Below are 15,902 nucleotides of genomic sequence, written 5' to 3' on the forward strand. Positions count from 1 at the left end.
CGCAACGACGGGTGGCCGGAATTATGATCGAGACCGCGCTGAGCGAGGCCGGATCGAGGTATAGCCGTCGGTGATAACCGGACGTAGGGGCGGGTTTCAAACCCGCCCCTACATCAAAGCTCTGTCTGGATATCAGGTAGGAGGGGTATATCAGTCGGTCGCAAACCAAGCCGCCAGACGTTCTTTGACATCCTGGAATCCTGGCCGTGCAAAGATGAAATGTCCGCCCGGGAAGATGACTTGATCAAACGACGCAAACTGTTGAGGAATAGTGGAGTTCCATTCCACTATCGATGCCGAGGGCATGACCAGGAAATCGTGTTCACCCACCAGATTGAAGAAATGGATGTTGGACACATCACCGTCGAAATGGAACGACTCTTTTCCGTTGTCGGGGTTTGATGCGAACGCCCCCTCCAAGATGTCCATGAAGGCGGCGAACGGCACCAGCCGGTCATCGCAGGTGAGCGCGAGTGCCTTTGTGAAGGTTTCGGGTCCGGCCTCCCAGAAACGCTGCCAGAACCACTCCATCATCGAGATACCGGTGCTTTGCATGATGATCATGTCCATGGCATACAAAGAAATACCGGTTTTCTCCAGGGCCGGGCGATAGGGCTTCATGGTTTGATAGAATTGCAGGAAGCTTCTGGCCATTCCCAGATCACGGCTGCCCAGGATCGGCGATCCGTAGTAGGAAATCTTGTGAAACCGTTTGCCGTAGTCCTTGTTTTTTTTCAATTCACGATTGATGAGATGTGACGTGATCAAGCCGCCGATACAAATGGCGAACACGTTGAGGTTATCCACCTTATAGTCTTTCAGCAGCGGCGTCACGGCCTTCGCATCGAAGGCATCGGCCAAGTCGTTCAAGGTCCATCCGCTGAGAGTGAAGAGGGATTCCTTGCCCCAGTCCATCAGGAACACATCGAAACCCTGCCGGTTGAAGAATTCAATGAAATTATCCTTGTTGAAGCAAGTGCCATAGGCCCTGGTCATTATCGAATAATTCAAAATGATAGGTCGCTTCTGCCGCTTGCCCGCGGACTCTTCCGCCGCGAACTTCCAGATGTTGAAATTCGCATCTTCGTAATAGATCTGCGCCTTGGTGTTCGCGAAATATAAGCGGTCTAGCATAGCAGCCTCGACTGTACCGGATTACGGTTGTTATTGAAAAGATTCGGCCTCGATCATCATTCCGGCCATTCGGATGCCTCCCGCCGAGGGTGCAGTGAGAAGCGCGCTGCACACTGCGGCGAATGCGTGGTCTGAAGCATGATCGCGGCCCGCTCGTTACTCAACACTCCACCATCGTGACGCCCAGACCGCCGGTGCCCATTTCCCTTAGTCGCGCCGGCATGGCGCGGCCGGCGTCGGCCATCGCCGCAATGACCCGATCGAGGTCTTCCCAATGTTGGGAGGCGATCTCATTCTTGGCGATCAGCCAGGCGTTGTACGCCTTGACCGCCCCGAACGCGTTGCGCTCAATGCAGGGAATCAGAACGAATCCCCCGACCGGATCGCAGGTCATGCCCAAATGATGCTCCAAGGCGATGGTGGCGGCGTTCTCGGTGACATCCAGGGGTGCGCCCATGGCGGAGGCAAGCAGGGCGGCGGCCATGGCGGAGGCGACGCCGATCTCAGCCTGACACCCCATCTCCGCTCCCGCCACGCTGGCGTTCGTCTTGCAGATCAGACCCACGGCCCCGGCCGCCATCAACCCCTGACGCATGGCCGCGCGGGGGACGTGCAGCCGATGGTTCAGTGTATAGAGCACCGCCGGCATCGTTCCGGCCGAACCCAGGGTGGGCGCGGTCACTGCCAGACGTCCCGCGGCATTGCCTTCCGCGACCGCCAGGGCATAGCTGCTCAGTTCGCCCATGAACCCATCGCCGCCCTGGTCCGCGGCGGCCTTCTCATTGATCCGCTTGGCCTTGCGATAGAATTCAAAAGGCCCCGGCAGCAGCCCCTCCTCGGTTAGTCCGAGCGTGACGCCCCGGTCCATGGTGTCGATCACCAGGTCCAGGTGGTCATTGACCACCTGCTCACTGACTCCCATGATCGCCATTTCGTTTTGCAGCATGATTTGGTGCAGCGGCAGGCCGGTCGCGGCGGCCACTTGCTTCAATTCAGTCATACTGCCGAAGCGATGCACCGGCTGGCCGCGATCGGGCGGGGGTTCACCCTTCCACGTGTAGAAGCCGCCGCCGGTGGAATAGTATTCGCGCTCGAAGATACTGGTACCGTCGCCGGCCAGCAGACGCATCATCAGGGTGTTGGCATACGGAAAGACGTGATCGCCCCGATCCCAGACGATCGTGTCTCCGGACAATCGGAACTGCTGACCGCCGATCTGCGTCGTGCGCACCTGCGTGGTGTCCTGCAAGGCATCCATCAAAGCGGTGTCGCAGGTCTCAGGTTGCTGTCCGAGCAGCCCGGCTAACAAGGCGCGGTCGGTCCGGTGTCCCTTGCCGGTGGCGCTGAGGCTGCCGAACAGCGTCACCTCGATCCGCTCGGCTTTGGCCAATTGCTCCACGGGAAGCGCGGCCACCGTCGCCCGGAAGTTGCTGGCAATGCGAATCGGCGCGACTGTATGGGAACTGGATGGTCCAGGTCCGATCTTGAACAGGTCTTTTAGGGTGCTCGTGATGATGCCGGTCGGTGGTCCCTGGTAGCAGAGGCCCGTCGGTCGTCCCCCCATGGATTCGGCGGGGATGCCGCGCGCGCCGGCGACTGCGGGGAGCAGCAGCACGCTGCCGGCCACGGGTGCGATCACGGACAACTTGAGAAAATCGCGACGGTCCATCTGATTGCTCCGAACAAGAAGGTTCGCGCAGGCGCGAGGCCGCGCGGCGTATGGCTGGATCAGTAACAGTTTAGTTGGTCGTCGCCGCAATCAGACGAGGAGTCGGTCACAAACCACAAAAAAAATGGAAGCGTGGAGAAGGGCGAGCACGGTCAGCCGGTCCAGGTCCGCTATGCAGGATGTGACTCGCCCGGTTGTTGCCCCGGCGGGGCGTCTTACCCCGCCGGAAACGGCTCGACTACGGTTCTCAGGTTCGACGCTCCAGAGATCCTTCGCGGCGCCTCAGCGATCTCAACGGCCGCCGATTTCCGCCGCCTCGTCTTTCAGCATGGCATGGTACCAGCAACCTTTGCTCCGAACCCGGCAGTCCGTCCCAGTTCAGGTGTAGAAATAGCGAACCACATGGAAGAACACCGGCGCGGCGAAGCACAGCGAGTCGATGCGGTCCAGGATCCCGCCGTGTCCTTCGATGAGTGTGCCGAAGTCTTTCACGCCGCGGTCGCGCTTGATCGCCGACATCACGAGCCCGCCGGCGAAACCTGTCAGACAGATCAGCAGCGCGATGACCGCCGCGGCCCAGGGAGTGAATGGCGTCACCCACCACAGCAGGGTGCCCACCAGGGTGGCGGTGGCGATGCCGCCGACGGTGCCTTCCCAGGTTTTGTTGGGACTCAAGCGGGGCACGATCCGGTGCTTGCCCAGGGTCTTACCGAAGACATATTGGAGTACGTCGCTCAACTGCACCACGATGATCAGATAGAGCAGGAGCTTGGCTCCCTCTTCCTGGTAGCCGGGGATCTCCAGCATCAACAGCGCGGGGGCATGGCTCACGCAGTAGATGGCGATCATCAGGCCCCATTGGATCTTGGCGGTGCGGGCCAGGAAGTCCTCCGTGTCGCCGGCTAAGGCGCTGCGCAGCGGGATGAACAGGAAGGCATAGACCGGGATGAAGATGGCGAAGAGGCCGTACCACCCAATGCCGACCAACAGGTATTGGACCGGGGCGAAGACAAAGAAGGCCCAGAACAGGGTGCGGTGATCCGCGCGGTGCGTCGGGGTGAGCGTGATGAACTCGCGCAGCGCGATAAAGGAGGTCAGCGCGAACAGCATCACCGAGCCGATCCCGCCGGTGGCGAGCGCCGCCACGAACACCGCCGTCATCACCCACCAGGAGCGGATGCGGGCATTGAGATTGGCGATCACCAGCCGCGCGGGGTCTTCCCGTACCCGCAAACCCAGTGCCCAGCCGATCAGGCTGCTGAGGGTCAGCAGGCCGCCGATGCCGCCGAGCAGGAGCAGCATCTCAGGGTCGGTCAGCAGGTTCATCCGCGTGCTCCCAGGCTGATCAGGGCCGCGCGTGCCCGTTGCAGAAAGACGTGCCGGTCCTCTCCGGGTGCCAGGGCGAGCGGTGCGCCGAAGGTGGCGCTGCCCAGCAGCGGCACCGGCAGCACCTCACCCTTGGGCAGGATGCGGCTGAGATCCTGGAGATAGACCGGCACCAGTTCCACGGTTGGCCGCTGCCTGGCGACGAAATAGAGCCCCGGCTTCAATTCACCGACCGTGGTGCCGTCGCCGCGGGTGCCTTCGGGGAACAGGATCAGCGAGTCACCCGCCGCGAGCGACTCATCGATCCGGCGCAGGGCTTCGCGGCTGCCGCAGCCGCCGGCGCGTTCGACCAGCAGCGCGTTCAGCACTTGGCAGGCCAGCCAGCGGCGCAGCCCCGGCCGGTCCCAGTAGTCCGCCGCGGCCACCGGACGGGTGCGCGCGCGGATGGGGGCGGGCAGGGAGGCCCAGATCACCAGGGTGTCCAGATGGCTGCTGTGATTGGCGAAATAGACGCGTTGGGCGGTGGTCGGCGCGGCGCCGGCCCAGCGGGCCCGCACGCCGGTGATCAGTCGGGTGAGCCCGGCGAGCAGCCGGGCGGCGACCGGTGCCGCGTTCATCGCGCCTCCAGCGCGTCCAGAATGCTCCGGGTGCGACGCACGGCGGTGAGCCCGGTGCCGAGCACGATCAGGATCAACACCAGCAGCAGCACCACGCCGTCCAGCCCCCAGGGACTCACCAGCGCGGCGCCGAGCAAACCGGTGGTCAGCGCCGCCATCCGATGAGGCTTGGCCATGGGTCCCTGGAAGTTCTGGGGCAGACCCAGGGTGCCGCCCAGGGCGCGAATATAGGCGGTGAGCAAGGCCAGGAGCCCCGCCGTCCAGGCCAGTTCAGGCCCCCAGGCGAGTCCGCAGGCATAGCCGACCGGGACGATCAGCAGCGGATCGGCGATGCGGTCCGGGATCTCGTTGTAGACCTCCCCGGAGCGCGAGCCGAGCCCCCCTTCCACCGCCACCATACCGTCCAACAGGTTGCACAGCAGCCGTAATTGGATACAGGCGGCCGCGGCCAGATAGAGCCCGGCACGCATCCCTGGAGGTACTGTTGGCGACAGCAGCATGGCGGCCGCCCCCAGTGCGGCGAACACCAGGCTCATCAGCGAAATATGGTTGGGCGCGACCCGCCGGTCCACGAGCCAACGGGCCAGGCCGCGCGCCCAGGCGGTGTCGCGGGTCTTGAGTGGGCGGCGGGCAGTTGGGGTTGACGGCATCGGGCGGGATCTCGGTGGTCATCGTGCGGTCATTTCAGGCGGCGCCGGGTCGCGCCGGGTCAGGTCTTGATGAAGGACATGAACTCCGAGCGCGTCGCCGGGTCGGTCTCAAAAGTCCCGCGCATGGCGCTGGAGACTGTCGTGCTGCGCTGCTTTTGCACCCCGCGCATCATCATGCAGGTGTGACTCGCTTCCATCACGACCGCCACCCCGTGCGCCCCCAGGTGCGCCATCAGTGCGTCCGCCACCTGATTGGTCAGCCGTTCCTGCACCTGGAGTCGCCGTGCGAAGCAGTCCACCACCCGCGCGACCTTCGATAATCCGACCACGCGGCCGTTGGGCAGGTAACCGACGTGGGCGTGGCCGAAGAAGGGGAGCATGTGGTGCTCGCACATGGAATAGAACTCAATGTCGCGAACCACGACCATTTCTTTGACGTCTTCGGCAAAGAGCGCCTTCTTGATGATCTCCTCGGCCGAGAGGTCGTAACCGCTGGTCAGAAAATCCAGCGCCTTCGCGACCCGCAACGGGGTGCGGCGCAGACCCTCCCGCTCTGGATTTTCTCCGATCTCGGTGAGTAGTGAGCGCACCAGTCCCTCTTTCTTCAGGTCGTAAACCTCATCCTCGGACTCCGCCTCGAAACTCGCCGCGTAGTGTGCATGTGCGGCGATATTGGAAATTTGTGCTTTCTCTGACATGCGAGCTCTCCTCCTGTGACCTGGGGTCTTATAGCCGATTGAGGCGCGATGCGCTTCGACACCATTGTCCGAACGTGGGGATGTGCGTGCGATATAACAGCGCTCAGGCGAGCGGTCCGATCAGGGTGCCCAAGAGCAGTACCGCGCTGGCACTGACCGTGATCAGCACGTTATCGTCGATGGGGCCAAATTCATAGCGCTCCACGATGGTCGCGACGACCGCCGAGATCACCCCCCAATCGGGGATTGCAGGGTCCGCGTGCCCGCCGATGACCCAGCCCATTGGTACGCAAACGATCAGCATGAAAACGTTGCCGATCGGGTCCTTGGAACGGCGTCGGATCAGCGCATTGCGGGCGATGCCGGTGACGCCGTCACCGAACGCCATATAGAGCGCCGGCAAGACCGCGAGCCAGGGGTCGCAGAGCAGCCACCACAGCGCCGACACCGAGGCCGCCCACATGAGCGCGAACTTGACGTCGTTGGTGTTCTCCGGGGTCTGGAACCAGTACATGCGCAGGCCGGAGCGATGCGCCAGATAGGTGATCAAGGTCAGCAGGAGGCCGGCAATCAAGGGATACCAGGGGTCGGTGAAGACCAGGGGTACCATCAATGAGCCCACGCCGCCGGCCATCATGTGAACGATCTTGCGGTTATAGTAAACCGCGCGGATCGGCTCCATCCCGCGCGCGACCATGGCCCGGTAGGGAATCAGAGTGAGGAACAGAACGGCCAGGGTATAGAGGCCGAGGCCGACGGCCCATGCGAATTGTGGAGAGATGCTCATGGGCAGGGCCTGATTGACGGCAGATCAGTGCGTTGTGGATGAGGTGACGGGCTCAGACGCAACCCGTGGGCTTGGGCAGTCCGCCCCACTTACAGATCAGCTTCATGGGTCCCTTCTTGAAAATATCGTAGAGATCCTTGGTGCTCACCCCCTGCTTCTTGGCAAAGATGCGGATCGGTGGGACCACGCCGTCCTCGTCATACATGGCGCGGGCCTTATTGATGAACTCCATAACCTGTCCGGTCATCTCGAAATCATCGCCGCGGGCCAGTTGCACCGCGATCGCTTCGCTCCAGTCGTCCCGGTTCACCAGGAAACCCTCGCCATCCAGCGGCACACTCAATACGTCAGTCGTCATCGCAACATCTCCTGGATACCTAAGTAAAGCACAAGGCTTGCACCTGGACTGAAATGGAGCTTTGCGGCAGGGAATCAACGCCGGATGCGTCCTCCTAGGGTGTCGGCGGCGGGAGCTCGGCGGCTGTTGGCGGTTCACCGGCATCGCTGCCTTGCAGCATCTTGCGGATCGACACCAGCGCCCGGTCGATGAACGGGTGCTTCGGGCGCGGGATGACGCGCGCCCGACCGGCGAGAATCTCCTGCGCCAGATCGCGCAGGCTCTTGATTTCCGCCTGCATCCCGGATCTGTCCACGAACATGCAGGTGGCGGTCAAGGGACTCATCCAAGACAATTTGATGCGCCGGACCGGCGTTCCCGAGTCGCCGGTGAACTCGAACCAGGTGCCAAAGCGCATGCGGCGCAGGCGCTCCACCATCTGGCGCTCGGGTTCCGAGAGGTCCTCGTCGCCGCTGATGCTGGACTCCAGGGTGGGAGGCGACGAGGAAGCGTTCGTCTGACCGGGCATTCCCGGCAAGGGGATTTCCGGCCGCTCCAGGGTTTGGGACGGCCAGTTTTGGGGAGCATCGAGCAGGGCGATCAAGGCGTCGATAGCGGCGGTGTTGAAGCCGCCGACGCGGGCGGCCGTGTTGACGATCGTTTCGCGAAGTTTGGGAATGGTGCCAATGCGTGCCCGGCGGATCTCCGGCGAGGTGCGCGGATCGAACAATGCGACCAATTGTTCGGCGACCGCGACGGCATGCTTCCAGGTGGGTCCGCGCTCCTGCTCTTCGTCGCGCAGCAGAATGAACACCAGATGATCCATCCAGGTTTTGGAGAGGAACCCGGCGACCGGCTGCGGCACCGGGTAACCTCCGAACAGACCCTGGATCTCGCGGGCGGCGCGCTGCTTCGCCAAGGTTAATTTCTCGCGCCCGCGGACCGCCTCCTGGGTGCGCTGCTCCATGGTATCGCTGCGCCGCTGCTGGTCGCGCATCTTCTCGTCGAAGAACTGCAGGAGTTCATCGAACAGACTGACATTATCGGCGAACTCCTGCAGCACCCGATCGACGATCTGCTGCAGGGCGGGGAACATGCCGCGGCTCGGGTTGCCTTCCTCCACCCACTGGCTGCCGGCGTCGACCATCTGATCCAGCAAGCGGCGGGCCGGGTGCCGGCCGTCGACAAGGAGCCGACGGTCGATCAAAGCGACCTTGAGGTAGGGGGTGTGCAGATGGCTCAACAGGGCCTTGGCGACGTTTGGCAGCACCGGGTCGTTGAGCATGTACTCGAACAACATGCCGATCAGGTCGATCAGGTCCGCATCCATGGGCGAGAGCTTGTTGCGGTCGACGGAGCTCAAGACCTTCTCACGTTCGAGGCTGAGCGCCTCCTTGACCCGGTTGATGAAGTTCGCATCGATCTCGATGTTGGGGAAAGCGGCCGTGTCCGCCGCTGCGATCGACCTCTGCTCAACGGCGCTGTTGGCCTGCAGGCTATTGATTGCACTAAGCAGTTCGCGCGTCTGCGCCTGTGCTTCCGCGGGGGACGGAGCGGCCATGGAACCGCCCGATCGGCCGCCGCGTCGTCCGTTGCGTTTGGTCGACATCAGATCGAGGATCGAGTCGAATAACTCCGCCCCCAACGCCTGGGGCTCCACCTGATCGGCACCCGCGGTCTTTTCGGGTTCGGATTCGGGCTTTTCCCGGTCGCCATGCGTCGCCGCGTCTCTGCCCGCTGCATTGCGGACGTGCACTGGTTTGAGGTTCGGGAGTATGCCGGCGGCGATCAGGATCGCGTTATATTCGACGTAGGTCGGGCGCGCTTTTTTCAGCACGAATTTATCGAACAGGGCGTAGAGGATGATCTTGACGCGCACCTCGACATCCAGTCCGTCAAGGGAGCGGCGGAAGGAATGCACCACATGGTGAGGTCCCGCCGGGATCTCGAAATCCTTGAGTTTGCGGCCGCCGATCACCGCGCCGAGGCGTTGGCTCAGCGCGTAGAGTTCCGGGAAATAACTGGCATTGGCACGTAAGATCAGGTTCTCGGCCGCGACCGACTCTTCCATCTCGTCGGGCTCGACGAGCGAAAGCTCCACCCCGAAGCCGTCGCCTGATGGGGACGCTTCGGACGGCTGTGGTTTCGGCTTTCCCAGTACTTCGAACCCGAGATTGATCTCCTGACGGAAGATATGTTCGATGTCGCTGCGGCGGCGCGTCAACTGACCCATGGCCTCGAAGAAGCGGCTTTGGACCGCATTGCTCTCCGCGCGCTCCGCAAAGTCCAGCAGGGCGGCTCCCGCGTTTTGGAACAGATCCGCCAACTGGGTATCGAAAAAGACCAAGACGGTGTCTCGGCATTGGTCCACGACGGCGTCGTACTGCCGCCGGTTCCCTGATCGAGTGATGGTGTTATTGGACATCTTGACTGACGTTTGGATGTTTACACCGTGGCCGTCCTGCGCCGACAGGCTGTCGGCTTGGCGTATAACGAGCGCCAAAGCGCTCAGTCTTCGCCGATGACACGCTCGTCACGGGGCGTTGCGAGGAGCTTTTCTGCCTCGCCCGTTTGGTTGGCAAAGATCAGTCGGTACTCGACGCCGGACTCGCCTGTTTGCCGCAGTGCGCGCACCTGCGCGCGCGCTTCCTGATACCGCTCCAGCGTAACGATGTGTGTCAGCTCAAGCGGGGGTGCGATTTTGTAGACAAAATAGGGCATGGTGACTGAACCGCCAAAACACGGAGTCGAGAGTGTAGCTCAATCCTGGCCCGGAGCCATCATTGTGCCGTGTTGCGGAACCGGATCCGTGCCCGGACTCCGTGTCGAGGCTTGCCCAAGGTCGCAATGGCGCGTCAATGACCAGCAGACATGGTCACGAACCAGCGCACTGGGATGGTCCGCGCGGGCCGCCAGCGCGGCGCGCACCGCGGGTGATCCGGGCGCGTTGCCGAGCGCGACGGCGAGATTGCGCAGCCAGCGTTCGTGGCCGAGGCGGCGGATCGCCGACCCCTGCGTCCGGGCGAGAAAGGTCGCTTCGTCCCAGCTGAACAACTGCACCAGGGTCGCCTCGTCAAGTCCGTTGCGCGGCAGGAGATCGGGCTGCGCGGTCAGTCGTGCGAAGCGGTTCCAGGGACACACGAGTTGACAATCGTCGCATCCGAAGACGCGGTTGCCGATCAGCGGGCGTAACGGCACGGGGATGCTACCCTGATGTTCGATCGTAAGATAGGCGATGCAGCGGCGGGCGTCGAGTTCAAAAGGCGCGACGATGGCACGGGTCGGGCACACATCCAGGCACGCCGTGCAGCGACCACAATGGGTGCGGGCCGGGCGGTCGCGAGGCAGGTCGAGGTCCGTATAGATCTCACCAAGGAAGAACCAGGATCCGGCGCGCCGGTTGATCAGATTGGTGTGTTTGCCGATCCAGCCGAGACCGGCGCGTTCCGCCAACGGCTTTTCCATGACCGGGGCCGAGTCAGTGAAAACCCGGTAGCGGAACGGGCCGATGGCCGTGCTGATGCGCTCGGCCAGCCGCTGCAAGCGTCGGCGCAGCAGCTTGTGGTAGTCACGTCCCAGGGCATAACGGGCGATGAAGGCGCGGGCCGGATCCGTCAGGGCCCGCTCAATGTCCGGGTGGGGCTGCGGCAGGTAGTCCATGCGTACGGCGATCACGCTGCGGGTTCCAGATACGAGTTCCGCCGGGCGGGAGCGTCGGGTGCCATGGCGAGCCATATAGTCCATGGTGCCGTGGCGGCCGGCCGCGAGCCAGTCGTGCAGGCGCCGCTCGGCGAGGCTCAGGTCCGTGTCGGCAATCCCGATCTGCTGGAAACCGAGTTCCAGACCCCAGGCCTTGATCGCCAGGGCCAGTTCGGCCCCAGCGTATTCCCGGTGGGGAATGTCCGCGCAGGTGGCCTCGGTCATGTGCTCACCGACGGCTGGCCGCGTGCTGGATGCATTCGAAATAGTCCTTGTCGTCAAATGGCTTGCGGTCGTGCTGGACGCGCCAGAGTCCAGCGGCCAAACAGTCCATCAGGCGGTGCTCGGCGGTATGTGGATCCCCGGTGACGGCGGTCAGCGTCTGATGCAGGCGGCGGATGCCCACCGGCCGATCGGTGCTCAATTGCTCCAGGATAGCGATGTGCAGGCCCATGTGCAGAAATGGATTCTCATCACCCAGTGCGGGCACGAAGTCCCGTTGGAGAACCCTGTCCGGGTCGGTGAGCGCGTTCTGGTACTGCGGGTGCATGCGGACGATCTGGACGATCTGCGCCTCCACCGGATCGAGCGGCTGACCCGATCGGGCCTTGGCCCATGCATCGACGAAAGCGCGACGATGGGTCTGGCGGTCTGATGAAAACACGATGGGCCTCGTTTACTCAGGTTTATTTGCGTTCTTTTGCGAACCGTTTTCTGCGTGCGGCGCCGGGGTCTTGTCGGGAAACTCGCACAGGTCGGCGATGGGGCAGGTGGGACACTTGGGGGTGCGTGCCACGCAGCAGTAACGACCGTGCAGAATCAGCCAGTGGTGGGCGTCCTGGAGGAATTCGCGGGGGATGTGGCGCAGAAGCTTGTGCTCCACTGCCAGAGGAGTGGCGCCTGGAGCGATCCGGGTGCGGTTACCCACGCGAAAAATGTGGGTGTCGACCGCCATCGTCGGCTCACCGAAGGCGGTGTTGAGCACCACGTTGGCGGTCTTGCGGCCGACGCCGGGCAGTGCTTCCAGTAACTCGCGGGTGCGAGGCACTTCGCCGCCGTGGATCGCCAACAAGTGCTCGCAGGTCTTGATGATGTTGCGTGCCTTGCTGTTGAAGAGGCCGATGGTGCGGATATGGGATTTCAGCCCCTCTTCGCCCAGGTCCAGGATCGCCTGGGGGGTGTTGGCCACCGGAAAGAGCCGGGCGGTGGCCTGGTTGACCCCCTTGTCGGTGGCTTGGGCGGAGAGGATGACGGCGATCAGCAGTTCAAAGGGGCTTTGATACACCAGTTCGGTGGTCGGTGCCGGGTTGGCGGCGCGCAGGCGCTCGAAGATCCGGCGGCGTTTGGTATCGTTCATCGTGTTGGGAAGATAAGGCGTCTGTCACCGCGTGCCAAGTCCCAAGCACGATCCCCGCGTGGCTTCGCGCTTGCAAAATGCCTGGATCTGGATAAAAATACAGCTATCGCAGGCCGTCTCACGATTTGACAGCAGTCGTCTGACATCAAGCCGGTCCCGCCCTGGGAATCTCGGAGCAACTCCATGTATCTCAAACGGACTTCACCATATCATCCCTACTACACCAGTGCCCTGGGAGAAGCCTTTCTGTGCGATACCCTGGAGTTTTTGCCTTTTCTGCGTGATGCGTCCGTAGACCTGATCCTCACCTCGCCGCCCTTTGCGCTCAAACGCAAGAAAGAGTACGGCAATGAGGAAGAAGACAAATACTGTGACTGGTTCATGTCCTTCGCCCCGCATCTGTACCGGATTCTCAAGGATGAGGGTTCCTTTGTTCTCGATCTGGGCGGGGCCTACAAACCGGGGTTCCCCGTACGCTCCATTTACCAGTTCGAGTTGTTGGTGCGACTGGTCAAGGAGACTGGATTTTATCTGGCGCAGGAGTTTTACCACTACAATCCGGCGCGCCTGCCGGCACCGGCCGAGTGGGTCAATGTGCGTCGTGTGCGGGTCAAGGATTCGGTGAATGTTGTCTGGTGGTTGTCCAAGACACCGCATCCCAAGGCCGATAACCGGCAGGTGTTGCGGCCTTACAGCGACAGTATGCAAAGTCTGTTGAAAAACGGCTACAAGGCGAAGCTGCGTCCGAGCGGACACGACATCTCGGAGAAGTTTTCGCGTGACAATGGCGGCGCGATCCCCCCGAACCTACTTGAACTGGCCAATACCGACAGTAACGGCCGCTACCAGCAGCTGTGCCGTGAATATGGCGTCAAGGTCCATCCGGCGCGCTTTCCGCCGCAGTTCGCCGAGTTCTTTATCAAGTTTCTGACCGATGAGGGCGCCTTGGTATACGACATCTTCGCCGGCTCCAATACCACCGGATTCGTTGCCGAGAAATTGGCGCGCCGGTGGCTGGCGACCGAACTCTCCGAAGAATACCTGCGGGGCAGTAAATTTCGCTTTATGGACAAGGATCTGCCGGTGAAAGTCACCAAGCGGGTGACGCGCGCAGTGGAGAAGGAAAACCTTCAGATGTCGCTTTTTCCAAACAAGAAATGAGCGCACTCCTGCGCAAGCAAGACCTCTTGAAACGGGTTCTTTTAGGGGTCGATGCCAGTGGTTGGCAGGCGCTTGTCATTGATCAATCACACCCGTTTGGTTTGCGTCTGTTCAGGCGTGAAGATGCAGATTTTATCAGTCTTCGAATCTATATTTGGAACTGTACGCCGGGCGGGAAGAATCGTCCTGTTGACGAGTTTCGTGTGCAAATCACAGGTACGGTTCCGAAAACTGCCATGGGAGAAACGACCTTATTACTTGGGTGGCATGAGGGTTACGGCGTCTTTGTCGGATTCGACATGAATCGACACATCGGCCAAGCATCGACGTCTCCCTCTATCCAAGTCAAGGAGGCATCGCTGCTCAATGCGCACAACCGGGCATTCTCCGCATATGATCGAGCAAATGGTGAAATCGCGGTCTGTTTCCGTCCGGAATTCCTGGTCGAATATTGTACGAATCTGGCAACGCTTCACGGTTTTACGGCTGATGATGAAGCTTTAGGGATGTTGAATAAGATCGATACGTTGAATGAGCGTGACGTTGAGACCAGGATCGCCAGTTTCGAACGGCGCGAGGTCATCGCCACTATTAGAAAAAGATATCGTGAGTATGATTTCCGCCGTCGTGTTGTAACCGCTTACGCAGCAACCTGTGCTTTTTGCGGTGTACAGCTAAGGTTAGTTGAAGCCGCCCATATCATTCCGGTAGCGGCAGATTCAAGTACGGACGAAACGCGCAACGGTGTCGCTTTGTGCGCGCTGCACCACCGCGCTTACGATCAGAATCTGATCAGCTTCGATGAAGCGTATCGCATTGAAGTCAGTGCTACGGCGATCATGCGGCTAAGCGAAAGCGGTTTGGCGGGTGGCTTGGCAGCATTTCGCGAAGGCATCAAAAGTGCGATCGTTCTGCCGGCGGATAAGCGCGATTATCCAGCCCGACAGTATGTTGCAATAAGTCGCGAGATCCGGCAATGGCAAACATGAGTTGTTCCTATCGGGTCGACCGCGCCATCGGAGGCCAAGCACAGTGACCGACCAACTCACCGATCGCCAGCGCCAGATACTGGATTTGATCCAGCGTCACATCCGCGTGACCGGCGTGCCGCCGACCCGGGCCGAAATCGCCCGCATCCTGGGGTTCCGCTCCATCAATGCCGCGGAGGACCACCTGCGCGCCCTGGCTCGGCATGGTGTCATCGAACTCACGCGCGGGCGCTCCCGGGGCATTCGATTGATTGCGGATGGGGCGGTCGAGGGCGCGAATGCGGATCCGCGCCCCGGCGCGGCGGCGGACCTGCCGGTGATCGGCAGGGTTGCCGCCGGCAGCCCGATTCTGGCCGCGGAGCATGTCGAGGACCGTCATCGGATCAGCCCCGATCTGTTCCGTCCGCGGGCGGACTACTTACTGCGGGTGCGCGGCAGCAGCATGCGCGATGCAGGCATCCTGGACGGCGACTTGCTTGCCGTGCATGCCTCTGCGGAGGCGCAGAACGGCCAGATCGTGGTCGCGCGGCTTGGCGATGAGGTCACCGTCAAACGTCTGCGTCGCCATGCCCGCTGGGCCCATCGCGTGCAACTCCTGGCGGAGAATCCGGCGTTTCCGCCCATCGTGGTGGACCTGCGGGAGCAGGAACTGGTCATCGAAGGCATCGCCGTCGGCGTGCTGCGTCTAGGGTTGGCCGCGCCGCTGTAGGTCGACGACCGACTGCTTGTTTCAGGTTTTCGACACAAAATCTCATCGCTATGTCCATCCAACAGATCCTCGATCGGCACCCCGACCTGTGGCGCGGCCGGGTGGCGCTGGAGCAGGTTCCGGAGGGAGTGCCTACCGGGTGTGCGGCGCTGGATCGGGAACTGGTCTGGGGTGGTTGGCCGCCCGGTAGTCTGAGCGAACTGCTCGGTGCCCGGATAGGCGACGGATTCGGGCTGATCCTGCCGGCCCTGGCGCGGCTCAGTGCCGAGCCGCGCTGGCTGTTTCTGGTTGACCCGCCCTGGCAACCCTTCGCACCGGCCCTGGCCGCCCACGGTCTGATGCTGGAGCATCTGGTGGTCGTCAACGCCGGTACCCGGTGCACCTGGGCCGCCGAACAGGGATTACGCTCCGGCGCCTGTGCGGCGGTGCTGCTGTGGGGTGGCGGGCCTTGGGATCATACGCGGCTGCGTCGGCTCCAGTTGGCTGCCGAGACCGGCGGCGCACTGGCTTTTCTGTTTCGTGATCCGGCGGCTTGCCGCGGTCCCTCGCCTGCGCCGCTGCGCCTTCAGGTCGAACTGATCGCTGACGGCTGGCGGGTGACGGTGCTCAAGCAGCGCGGCGGTCGCGGCGGGGTGGTGTTGACTCTGAGTAACGAGTCAAGAATAAGGTGATTTCCGGAACATCGGATACCACCCACCATCGGCTCGGATGTAGGTGCGACTTCAGTCGCACCGATTCGGACGCAGGTGCGACTGAAGTCGCACCTACA

Annotated in this window: 17 protein-coding genes; 4 read left to right on the forward strand and 13 right to left on the reverse strand. The window is 62.2% G+C overall.

The features are described from left to right. Nucleotides 1-150: 150 nt before the first annotated feature. The 13 genes from QZY03_RS04890 to nth form a co-directional block, all read right to left on the reverse strand. Nucleotides 151-1,134, reverse strand: coding sequence for a hypothetical protein (locus tag QZY03_RS04890; RefSeq protein WP_295578656.1), 984 nt, complete (start codon nucleotides 1,132-1,134; stop codon nucleotides 151-153). A 160-nt stretch (nucleotides 1,135-1,294) separates the two neighbouring features. Next, on the reverse strand, nucleotides 1,295-2,803 hold the full coding sequence (locus tag QZY03_RS04895; protein WP_295578657.1) for an L-serine ammonia-lyase: 1,509 nt from the start codon (nucleotides 2,801-2,803) through the stop codon (nucleotides 1,295-1,297). A gap of 378 nt (nucleotides 2,804-3,181) precedes the next feature. Continuing rightward, nucleotides 3,182-4,129 carry a phosphatidate cytidylyltransferase gene (locus tag QZY03_RS04900; RefSeq protein ID WP_295578659.1) on the reverse strand — a complete coding sequence of 316 codons (948 nt, stop codon included), beginning with the start codon at nucleotides 4,127-4,129 and terminating at the stop codon, nucleotides 3,182-3,184. Further along, nucleotides 4,126-4,746 (reverse strand): 1-acyl-sn-glycerol-3-phosphate acyltransferase, encoded by a 621-nt coding sequence (locus tag QZY03_RS04905; RefSeq protein WP_295578660.1) that lies wholly within the window; start codon nucleotides 4,744-4,746, stop codon nucleotides 4,126-4,128. Before QZY03_RS04905 ends, QZY03_RS04900 begins: the two co-directional genes overlap by 4 nt. Next, a complete protein-coding gene (locus tag QZY03_RS04910; protein WP_295578661.1) occupies nucleotides 4,743-5,396 on the reverse strand; it encodes a CDP-alcohol phosphatidyltransferase family protein in 654 nt (217 codons plus the stop codon). Before QZY03_RS04910 ends, QZY03_RS04905 begins: the two co-directional genes overlap by 4 nt. 59 nt (nucleotides 5,397-5,455) lie before the next feature. Further along, on the reverse strand, nucleotides 5,456-6,094 hold the full coding sequence (gene folE, locus QZY03_RS04915) for a GTP cyclohydrolase I FolE (RefSeq protein ID WP_295578662.1): 639 nt from the start codon (nucleotides 6,092-6,094) through the stop codon (nucleotides 5,456-5,458). Between the two features lie 103 nt (nucleotides 6,095-6,197). Then, nucleotides 6,198-6,881 carry a hypothetical protein gene (locus QZY03_RS04920; RefSeq protein ID WP_295578663.1) on the reverse strand — a complete coding sequence of 228 codons (684 nt, stop codon included), beginning with the start codon at nucleotides 6,879-6,881 and terminating at the stop codon, nucleotides 6,198-6,200. 52 nt (nucleotides 6,882-6,933) lie between these two features. Then, nucleotides 6,934-7,239, reverse strand: coding sequence for a TusE/DsrC/DsvC family sulfur relay protein (locus tag QZY03_RS04925; RefSeq protein ID WP_295578664.1), 306 nt, complete (start codon nucleotides 7,237-7,239; stop codon nucleotides 6,934-6,936). A gap of 94 nt (nucleotides 7,240-7,333) precedes the next feature. After that, entirely contained in the window at nucleotides 7,334-9,643 is a 2,310-nt protein-coding gene (locus tag QZY03_RS04930) for a DUF1631 domain-containing protein (protein ID WP_295578666.1), read from the reverse strand. Between the two features lie 83 nt (nucleotides 9,644-9,726). Beyond that, the gene (locus tag QZY03_RS04935) at nucleotides 9,727-9,939 is read right to left on the reverse strand and encodes a hypothetical protein (RefSeq protein ID WP_295578667.1); all 213 of its coding nucleotides are present in this window, start codon (nucleotides 9,937-9,939) and stop codon (nucleotides 9,727-9,729) included. Between the two features lie 39 nt (nucleotides 9,940-9,978). Next, complete coding sequence (gene queG / locus QZY03_RS04940; RefSeq protein ID WP_295578668.1) at nucleotides 9,979-11,142, reverse strand: tRNA epoxyqueuosine(34) reductase QueG; 1,164 nt, start codon at nucleotides 11,140-11,142, stop codon at nucleotides 9,979-9,981. Nucleotides 11,143-11,146: 4 nt separating this feature from the next. Then, entirely contained in the window at nucleotides 11,147-11,581 is a 435-nt protein-coding gene (locus QZY03_RS04945) for a DUF1841 family protein (RefSeq protein WP_295578669.1), read from the reverse strand. A gap of 12 nt (nucleotides 11,582-11,593) precedes the next feature. After that, nucleotides 11,594-12,274, reverse strand: coding sequence for an endonuclease III (nth, locus tag QZY03_RS04950; RefSeq protein WP_295578670.1), 681 nt, complete (start codon nucleotides 12,272-12,274; stop codon nucleotides 11,594-11,596). Between the two features lie 183 nt (nucleotides 12,275-12,457). Between nth and QZY03_RS04955 the strand changes: the two genes are divergently transcribed. Genes QZY03_RS04955 through imuA form a run of 4 tightly spaced genes read left to right on the forward strand, consistent with a single transcriptional unit; the run spans nucleotide 12,458 to nucleotide 15,804 of the window. Continuing rightward, the gene (locus QZY03_RS04955) at nucleotides 12,458-13,435 is read left to right on the forward strand and encodes a site-specific DNA-methyltransferase (RefSeq protein WP_295578671.1); all 978 of its coding nucleotides are present in this window, start codon (nucleotides 12,458-12,460) and stop codon (nucleotides 13,433-13,435) included. Further along, entirely contained in the window at nucleotides 13,432-14,424 is a 993-nt protein-coding gene (locus QZY03_RS04960) for an HNH endonuclease (protein ID WP_295578673.1), read from the forward strand. Before QZY03_RS04955 ends, QZY03_RS04960 begins: the two co-directional genes overlap by 4 nt. Nucleotides 14,425-14,467: 43 nt before the next feature. Then, the gene (gene lexA, locus QZY03_RS04965; protein ID WP_295578674.1) at nucleotides 14,468-15,133 is read left to right on the forward strand and encodes a transcriptional repressor LexA; all 666 of its coding nucleotides are present in this window, start codon (nucleotides 14,468-14,470) and stop codon (nucleotides 15,131-15,133) included. Between the two features lie 50 nt (nucleotides 15,134-15,183). Then, nucleotides 15,184-15,804, forward strand: coding sequence for a translesion DNA synthesis-associated protein ImuA (gene imuA / locus QZY03_RS04970; protein WP_295578677.1), 621 nt, complete (start codon nucleotides 15,184-15,186; stop codon nucleotides 15,802-15,804). Nucleotides 15,805-15,902: the final 98 nt, after the last annotated feature.

Source organism: uncultured Lamprocystis sp. (assembly GCF_903933125.1).
GTDB lineage: Bacteria > Pseudomonadota > Gammaproteobacteria > Chromatiales > Chromatiaceae > Thiodictyon.